The following is a 6,626-nucleotide window of genomic DNA, read 5'->3' as shown; positions in this document are numbered from 1 at the left end:
TGGTGGCGGCGCGCAGCGCCCGGTTGCGTGGAGGTGGCCGCGGGCCAGACTCGATTGACCGGGAAGGAGAAACCAAAAGAACGGTCACGAGCGCAGCTCGTGGCGATGCCCGGGCCTCTGTCGTCCGGGCCCTTGGTCTTGTCCTCGAGGAATGAGAGAGCCCCGGCCGGGGTCTCGGGTCCCTGGCCGGGGCTCAGCTGACGATAGGTCGCGCGCTAGCCCCCCCGCAGCGAAACGGCCGAGAAACTGCGGAGCTGCGCTCGCGACGTCCGTCTTTCCCGTCGCGGTTCCTCGAGCGGTGCTCTGGCCGCGCTTCACGCCTTGCCCGAGGCAGGGGTGGATTTCAACCGACCTGGGCGGTCATATGGGCGCGGCCCAGGGATGGGGCGGGGTGCTGCCGATACTTCGGCAGCCGGCCGCCCGGACGCTGCACGGATTCCTCTGGCGCCGTCGAGTCACAAACCACGACCCAGGAACACCTTCACCTATCAAACGGAGAAAGGAGGAGGCCATGACCTCGATCATGCGCACGGCCACGGAGGCCTGTGCCGCAGCGGCCGCCAGTGTCACCGCGCACGTGGTGATGGCAGTTCCAGTGTGGGTGATCTGCTTGCTGATCGTCATCGGGCTGGCGCTGAAGTTCATCGTCGACCTGGTCGTGGCCGCGACGCCGTTGCTGGTCGCTCGTGAGGAGACCCGGCGCGCAGTGCTGCTGCGCTCGGCCGCGGCCCCTGAATCCCCATCAATCGCGTCCGCATTGTCGGGTGTCGCTGCGATGATGCGACGGTGCTGAACCTCGCCAAGGACAAACGGACCGCCCGGGCCTACTACGACACCTGTCGCGACGTGGCTGCCTCGCGGGTGTTGCCGGTGCCGCCGACGGGTGTTCCGGTGGATCGGCTGCTGGGGACGCTCGGTAAGCGCGAGGAGACCGTGTTCGTCGGCGCCGCCTACGACGTCGTCGACGCGGGAACGGCGGAGTGGTGGCTGGTTGCTCTGACCGGCGAGCGGCTCGTGTGCGCGGCATGGGACGGCAGTCCTCGAGTTTGGAGCGCACTGCGCGGCGACTGGGCCAGCGAGGACCATCCCGGGAGCGTGGTATTGCGGATCGCTCACTACGCGCGCCCCTTGGCGGTGGTCGGCGCCGGACGGCTGCGCGAGGGCTTCAGGGGAGCCCGCCCAGCGGCAGTAGCCACACCGTCTGTCGCTCCGGCATCGACGGAGGCCGTAGCTGGCGAGACCTCCGAGATCGCCACGAACGCGGTCGAGGTCTCGACGTGGCAGGGCGCCGAAACCTTGGCGGCGACCCACATGCGTCACCTCGGGTTTCAGGACGTGCACCAGACGCCGGAGGGTGCGGACGGCGGAGTCGACGTGCGAGCGAGCACGGCAGTCGCCCAGGTCAAGCACTACGCCTCCCCCGTCGGCGCGCCGATGGTGCAGCAGTTGCGCGGCGCTGCGCACGGCCAGGACTGGGCGCTCTTCTATGCGCTGTCCGGGTACACCGCCAAGGCCGTCGAGTTCGCCGCGAGCTCGCACGTCGCCCTGTTCACCTACACCGCCGACGGCCACGTTGCGCCCGTGAACGAGGCGGCCCGGTACCTGGTCGAGCGGGCTGGCGAAGAGTTCGATCCGTCTCAGTTCTCGGCTGAGGAAGATCTCCGTGCCAGGGCGAAGGCGGCTTTCGACGACGCCCTGGCGCGGTTCTTGGATACCGCCCAGCGCGCCCTAGCGTTCTCGCAGACGATCCCTAACGGCAGGGCGCTACGCGCCGGCCTTCAAAGTGAAAACGAACGGCTCATGGCGCGGATACAGCACTGGAAGGCGCAGGACCGCTTGCCGCTCATCGAATACCTGGACGGCGTCGAGGAGATCCTCAGCGCCACGAGGCGCTTGAACGAGGATGTAGAGCGCTATCGGCGGTGATCACACCTCAGATGGTGGCTTGTCCGGGTGACGGTGAGATCCCTATAGTCATGCGTGCAAGGGGCAGTAGCCCTGCGAAGTAAGCCCGGCAGTTCTCCGGACGGTGAACGAGCCGGGCTCGCGCCTTTCTAGAGGTGCCTCGTGCTGGCCACGAGGTCGGCGCAGAGCGTGCGCCAGTCTCCCCCGCGCTGCTGACACCAGGCGACCGCGTCGCTGACCCAGAGCATCGGCTCGTCCTTCGGGGCGAGGTGCAGGTACTCCGGGCTGTCGAGCTCGAGCCGGAACCGGTCGCTGATGAAGCGGCGATCGGCCTCCTGCAGCGACTCGTCGCGCTCGAGGACAAGCTTTGTCGCGCCGAGGCGCAGGGTGTCGTCGAGGATCGCCTTCATGCAAGCCTGACGGCCGGCCACGTGGTCGCGCGTTCGTGCAACGTAGAGGTGGACTTGGACGTCGAGCTGGCACATGGCGGTGAGCAGCTGCTTGCGTCGCGGATCCTTCTCCTTGGTGAAGTGGATGCGCTGCTGGTTCGGCAGCAGGAGGCCGCGCAGGATCTTGCGCGCAGGGTTGACGTCACCGGGCATGACGGTCGCGGCCGCCATGACGTAGTCGCGAGCCTTCGTCTCGTCGACGAAGACGTGCGCGGCCCGGTGGAAGTCCATCGGTGGTCTCACCTGTCCTTCTTTGTGCCTGAATCAGGATGTCGCGGTCTGAGATCACCCGAGACGAACGCTAATCCCCCATTCCGACAGAGAAAGTGGTTAGCCGCGCGGGCGAGTCGCGATCGGCCTGATGGGCGCGCCGTGAACGGGGGCGCCGATGATCCGTGACAGACGTCGCGACGGCGGGATTCCGCTGGTCAGGTGGCCAACCGGCTCCGGAGTTGGCTCGGCTCATCCGGGATCGCGAGGTCGCCGGATCTTCTTGTGAATCGGCGGCTCGTAGATCTTGATCTCGTTGGTGAGGTGGGCGCCCGTCTCCAAGGATCTGAGACGACCGTGCCCCAATACGATGCGGCGGTGACCGTGACCCTGCGTTCCTCCATCCGCCAGCGGCAGCAATCAGGTGCCAAGAGTCTCGACGGTCTCGAGGTCGGAGCGCTGACCGCGACGGGTGCGACGTACGCGGAGGCGAAGGAGGTCCTCGAGAGGAAGCTCCCGGATGGCTGGATCCTGCTCGGGATCATGCGCCTCGACGAGGGCTGAGGGATGACGAAGGGCCCCGGCGACCGCAACGCAGATGCGGTGATGCCGGGGCCCTCGTCTCGCACCGGGGCCCAACGCAGATGGGCGGGGTGCGACGTGACCAGGCTACGCAGAAGCCCGGTCGCGGGCTTGTTCAGTTGTCGAGTGCGGGCCGCAACGCGGCGCGGATCAGCTGGCTGCGGCTCTCGGCGCCGGTGGATTCCGCCAGGGAGTCCAAGACGGCGAGGTTGGCTTCGGTGGTGACCAGGTTGATGGTGGTCATCTCTTCGCCGGTGTTGCGGGCGCTGGTGGCGTCGGGGAAGAGTCCCCCTCCCCCACTGCCGGCGTTGCCCTTCTCCTTCTCGACCAGGTCCTTCAGCTTGGAGGCGTTCTTCTCGACCTCGCTGAGGATGAACTGGATCTGGGTGACCTTGCGGTCGGAGTTGAGTTTGTCGCGCAGGTTGCGCGCCGTCGCCTGCGTGATGGTGACCGAGGTCTTCTTCGTGCCGCCGGTACTGCGGTCGCTGGCCTTGATCCTGGCCGGGGCCTTCTTCGGCTTGCGCTCGTCGACCGTGACGGATTCGACGGGGCTGGTCTGGGCGGCCGCTGGCGTAGCCGCGATCGCCGGGGTCTGTTGGGGAACCGCCGTCGCTGCACGGCGCGGCGGCGGACCGCTAACACGGTCCCTGACCAGCCCGAGGGCCGGCGCAAGCTGCGGTCGTTCGCTCATGCCGTCACCGCCTGCGTGGCGCCAGCCTCTGCCTCTTCGGCCTGGCCGATGCGGCGGAGCAGCTCGTCGGCGAGGAGGACGTAGTCCTCGGCGAGCGCCGGTGCGGATCCCGCGATCCGCTCGGGGCGACGGCCTTCCTTGAGCGCCTTCCAGTACGGCTCGGCGTTGTGCACGACTTCGGCGAGTTCGTGAATGAGGCGGCCCTTCTCGCGGGCATCGTCGGCCGCGGCCTCCGCGTGGCGGATGATCGAGTTGAACAGGAGATCCTCACTGCCGAGAACGTTCTTGACGTCGTCGGCGGCGAAGCGCCGGCGGGCGGTGGCTGCAGCGCCCATGCCGAAGAGGACCGCGCCGAGGACGTCGACGTCGGGGTTCACTTCGCGGATCCCGACGACTTGCTCGGCAAGGACCCGGAGGCCTTCGATGCTGGAGCGGTCCGACTTGGTTGGGATAACGATCCACTTCGCGGCTGCCAGGGCGAGCAGCACGAGTGCGGAGCGACGGGCCGGAGGGGTGTCGATGACGATCAGGTCGTACTGGTCGGCGATGCCGGCGAGGGAATCGCGCAGCATGAGCCGGCCATCCTCGCCGCGGCGCTGCTTGCCGTGAAGGATGTCCTCGAGCTCGTCGAGCTTGCTTCCGCCCGGGATGACGTCGAGGTTGTGGCGGACCTGCTTGAGGACGGGCTCGAGGGTTGACCCGGTGAAGACGGCCTTGACGAGGCTGGCTCCCCCGTCGGCGCCTTCGGCTTCGGAGAAGCCGAGGTCGTGTCCGAGGTTTGCCTGGGAGTCGAGGTCGATGAGGAGGGTGCGCCAGCCCGCCTGGGCAGCGAGTCCGGCGACGTTGGCGGCGCAGCTGGTCTTGCCGGTTCCGCCCTTGCCGGTGGCGAAGGTGATCACGCGCGACATCTCGTTCATGGCTCCCATTGTCCTAGGTCACGAGTTAGTTTCTCGGGTACGACACGCCCTAGGTTTCGCCCTATTTCGTGCCCTACGCTCACCCCTAGTTCGGTACCTATTGCGTGCCCTACCTCTGGCCCTACGGTTTACCCTAGGTCGTTGCCTAGGTCGGGCCGTAACACGCTCAGCAGGGGGCCAGTTAGGTCGGCGAGTAGGGCGCATCTGGTGGCCCGGGCTCGATGCCTAGGCTGCCAGCACCCGACCCGCCGCCGGGGAGGGGCCCGAGGCGGCGCTCAGGGCCCCTCTGCGTGCCTTACGCGGTCTCGGACGACTGTGCGTACGTCTCAACGTCGGACAGGCCGTATCCGGCCGCTTCGAGGAAGCGGAGGTAGCGGCCGGTCGCGTTGTCGCGGCCGTCGTGCCGCCATGCGTTGTCGCCGGTGGCCTCGTCCTCGTAGCCGCCGAGGATTTCGACCAGCGCGATCGTGAGCGCGCGGCCCTCGGTGGTGCCCGCAGTGGGGGAGAGGTCGGCTCGGCCGAAGCCGCTGTGCTTGACCCCGAGCCAGTCGGCCGCGAGGCCGATGCCCTTGCCGGTGAGGTGGGAGTCACGGCACAGGGCGGTCGCGATGAACGTGGCCGTGCCCTTGGGGGCCGTCTTGCGGGCCGCGAATGTGGCCAGCCACTCGCGCCGCACTGTCTTGGCGGCGGTCCACGCCTTGTTGTTCTCGATCACCAGCGCGCGCTTGGCCTTGGCCTCGGCCCGCTCTTCGTCGGTCATCTCGTCGGCCTTCGGCTTGGCACGGCTGGCCTGGCTGCTGACCCATGGGTCGACGTGGCCGTACTCGGTGGGGTTCTCGCAGCCGTAGACCGGCACGGCGCGGTGAACCTCGCGGCTGGTCTGGCGGACCTGCTCGTAGGCCTGTTCGTAGGCGTCCCATGCGGCTTCGTCGCCGTCGTCGGGCTCGGCGGGGAAGTCAACGGGCTCGCCGGTGGCGGTGTCGACGCGGACCCAGCCGGTGCCGAGCCATGCGACGTGCCCGGGGCACTCGGTGTGTGTCTCGGCGGTGAGGTAGTCGCTGTCCTTGCTGGCCTTGAGGTTCGTGACGGCCTTGGCGGGGGAGTCGGAGTCCCGCTCGATCACCCTGACGCCGGCCTCGGTGAGGCTGGCGATCAGGTCGGCCCGCTGCTTCTGCTCGGCGCGGTCGTTGCGGGCGCGCTGGGCGACGTGGGCGAACTTGCCCTCGCTGGCGGCCGCGATGAGGGCCTTGACCGTTTCGGGATCGTCCTCGAACTCCTGAACCGTCACTAGCTGGTCGAGCGTCAGCGTCTCGTAGCGGTCGGCTGACTTCCGGGCCAGAGCGGAGCCCGAGACGGCGATCGCGTTGTCGACGTCGGTCCGCTTCATGCGGGCCTGCTTGGCGACCTGGGCTGCGGACAGCCCGAGGCCTGTGAGGGTTTCCACGACGCCGATCTCTTCGGCGGTGGTGAGTCCTGCTCGGTGGGTGTTCTCGTCACGCTGGGCGATGACGCGGCCGATCTCGTCGGTCTTGGCGTCGGAGTCATGACCGCAGATGTAGACCGGGACGGTCTCGCGCTCGGCCTCGATGGAGGCGAGGGTGCGTCGGTGCCCGAGGCGGACCAGCAGGTTGCCGGAGGCGGTGATGACCGCGCTGATGGGCTCCTGCACGCCGATGGCGCGGATCGAGTCGGCAAGGGCCTTGTCGGGCTTGGCCTCGCGGATGTTGCGGTCCATCTGGAGCGTTCCCGGGGCGACATGCACGATCGTCCCGACCTCGTACTGTGTTGCGGTGGTGGTCATGAGTGGACCTCTTCCTGCCCGCGGACCGGGGGGTGGCATCTGCGTTGCCGACCCTGTTTCGCCCGTCCCGG

General features: G+C 68.2%; 7 protein-coding genes. 3 read left to right on the top strand and 4 right to left on the bottom strand.

The window, feature by feature from the left end:
- The first annotated feature begins 511 nt into the window (after window positions 1–511).
- Together IEX47_RS17775 and IEX47_RS17770 are read left to right on the top strand one after the other, a co-directional pair.
- Window positions 512–793, top strand: coding sequence for a hypothetical protein (locus IEX47_RS17775; RefSeq protein ID WP_188785484.1), 282 nt, complete (start codon window positions 512–514; stop codon window positions 791–793).
- Window positions 787–1,926, top strand: coding sequence for a restriction endonuclease (locus IEX47_RS17770; protein ID WP_188785482.1), 1,140 nt, complete (start codon window positions 787–789; stop codon window positions 1,924–1,926). The genes IEX47_RS17775 and IEX47_RS17770 overlap by 7 nt, the downstream gene beginning before the upstream one ends.
- 128 nt (window positions 1,927–2,054) lie before the next feature.
- On the opposite strand, the gene IEX47_RS17765 is transcribed toward IEX47_RS17770, so the two are convergent.
- A complete protein-coding gene (locus IEX47_RS17765) occupies window positions 2,055–2,585 on the bottom strand; it encodes a hypothetical protein (protein WP_188785480.1) in 531 nt (176 codons plus the stop codon).
- Between the two features lie 357 nt (window positions 2,586–2,942).
- On the opposite strand from IEX47_RS17765, the gene IEX47_RS17760 reads away from it, so the two are divergent.
- Window positions 2,943–3,128, top strand: a complete 186-nt coding sequence (locus tag IEX47_RS17760; RefSeq protein WP_188785478.1) for a hypothetical protein — start codon at window positions 2,943–2,945, stop codon at window positions 3,126–3,128.
- Between the two features lie 133 nt (window positions 3,129–3,261).
- Here the strand turns inward: IEX47_RS17760 and IEX47_RS17755 are convergent, their stop codons facing one another.
- From IEX47_RS17755 to IEX47_RS17745, 3 genes are all read right to left on the bottom strand, one after another.
- The gene (locus IEX47_RS17755) at window positions 3,262–3,837 is read right to left on the bottom strand and encodes a ribbon-helix-helix protein, CopG family (RefSeq protein ID WP_188785476.1); all 576 of its coding nucleotides are present in this window, start codon (window positions 3,835–3,837) and stop codon (window positions 3,262–3,264) included.
- The gene (locus IEX47_RS17750) at window positions 3,834–4,754 is read right to left on the bottom strand and encodes a ParA family protein (protein ID WP_229662980.1); all 921 of its coding nucleotides are present in this window, start codon (window positions 4,752–4,754) and stop codon (window positions 3,834–3,836) included. The genes IEX47_RS17755 and IEX47_RS17750 overlap by 4 nt, the downstream gene beginning before the upstream one ends.
- Before the next feature lie 295 nt (window positions 4,755–5,049).
- Entirely contained in the window at window positions 5,050–6,555 is a 1,506-nt protein-coding gene (locus tag IEX47_RS17745; protein ID WP_188785472.1) for a ParB/RepB/Spo0J family partition protein, read from the bottom strand.
- Window positions 6,556–6,626: the final 71 nt, after the last annotated feature.

It is taken from the genome of Nocardioides phosphati (genome assembly GCF_014646375.1).
In the GTDB taxonomy this organism is placed as follows: Bacteria; Actinomycetota; Actinomycetes; order Propionibacteriales; family Nocardioidaceae; genus Nocardioides; species Nocardioides phosphati.
The sequence above is the reverse complement of the archived record's forward strand: the minus strand, read 5'-3'. Positions and strand labels throughout refer to the sequence as shown.

Coding starts and splice junctions, on each gene's coding strand:
- IEX47_RS17775 (WP_188785484.1), top strand. CDS start 512: ATGACCTCGATCATGCGCACGGCCACGGAGGCCTGTGCCGCAGCGGCC.
- IEX47_RS17765 (WP_188785480.1), bottom strand. CDS start 2,585: ATGGACTTCCACCGGGCCGCGCACGTCTTCGTCGACGAGACGAAGGCT.
- IEX47_RS17755 (WP_188785476.1), bottom strand. CDS start 3,837: ATGAGCGAACGACCGCAGCTTGCGCCGGCCCTCGGGCTGGTCAGGGAC.
- IEX47_RS17750 (WP_229662980.1), bottom strand. CDS start 4,754: ATGAACGAGATGTCGCGCGTGATCACCTTCGCCACCGGCAAGGGCGGA.
- IEX47_RS17745 (WP_188785472.1), bottom strand. CDS start 6,555: ATGACCACCACCGCAACACAGTACGAGGTCGGGACGATCGTGCATGTC.